The sequence below is a fragment of the Pseudomonas sp. Sample_24 genome, assembly GCF_004307605.1.
GTDB lineage: Bacteria > Pseudomonadota > Gammaproteobacteria > Pseudomonadales > Pseudomonadaceae > Aquipseudomonas.
In genome coordinates this window covers 1-1,208 of sequence record NZ_RCNW01000444.1, presented here as the reverse complement: position 1 = coordinate 1,208, position 1,208 = coordinate 1, and the positions used below count along the sequence as shown (strand labels likewise).

Sequence of the window (1,208 nt, the reverse complement as noted above, 5' to 3'; positions counted from 1 at the left end):
CTGCCCAAGCCAGTGCCGAAGTTTGAAATCTTCGTCTACTCGCCACGCGTCGAAGGCGTACACCTGCGCTTCGGCAACGTTGCCCGCGGCGGTCTGCGCTGGTCCGACCGGGAAGAAGACTTCCGGACCGAAGTCCTCGGCCTGGTAAAAGCCCAACAAGTGAAGAACTCGGTCATCGTGCCGGTGGGGGCGAAGGGCGGCTTCCTGCCGCGTCGCCTGCCACTGGGCGGCAGCCGTGACGAGATCGCCGCCGAAGGTATCGCGTGCTACCGCATCTTCATTTCCGGTCTGTTGGACATCACCGACAACCTCAAGGACGGCGCGCTGGTGCCACCGGCCAACGTCGTGCGTCATGACGACGATGACCCGTACCTGGTGGTGGCGGCGGACAAGGGCACTGCAACCTTCTCCGACATCGCCAACGGCATCGCCATCGACTATGGCTTCTGGCTGGGCGATGCGTTCGCGTCCGGTGGTTCTGCCGGTTACGACCACAAGAAAATGGGCATCACCGCCAAGGGCGCGTGGGTTGGCGTTCAGCGTCACTTCCGCGAACGCGGCATCAATGTCCAGCAAGACAGCATCACCGTAGTGGGCGTCGGCGACATGGCCGGTGACGTGTTCGGTAACGGCTTGTTGATGTCCGACAAGCTGCAACTGGTCGCCGCGTTCAACCACCTGCACATCTTCATCGACCCGAACCCGAATCCGGCGACCAGCTTCGCCGAGCGTCAGCGTTTGTTCGACCTGCCGCGTTCGGCCTGGTCGGACTACGACACCAGCATCATGTCCGAAGGTGGCGGTATCTTCTCGCGCAGCGCGAAGAGCATCGCGATCTCCCCGCAAATGCAGGAACGCTTCGACATCAAGGCCGACAAGCTGACCCCGACCGAACTGTTGAACGCCTTGCTCAAGGCGCCGGTGGATCTGTTGTGGAACGGCGGTATCGGCACTTACGTCAAGGCCAGCAGCGAAAGCCACGCCGATGTCGGCGACAAGGCCAACGATGCACTGCGCGTGAACGGCAACGAACTGCGCTGCAAAGTCGTGGGCGAGGGCGGTAACCTCGGCATGACCCAACTGGGTCGTGTGGAATTCGGTCTCAATGGCGGCGGTTCCAACACCGACTTCATCGACAACGCCGGTGGCGTGGACTGCTCCGACCACGAAGTGAACATCAAGATCCTGCTGAACGAAGTGGTTCAGGC

Annotated in this window: 1 protein-coding gene; it reads left to right on the top strand. The window is 61.9% G+C overall.

The features are described from left to right. Nucleotides 1–1,208 (top strand): NAD-glutamate dehydrogenase domain-containing protein (locus D8V06_RS25935; protein ID WP_177434494.1); only part of this gene is annotated, 1,208 nt, incomplete at both ends.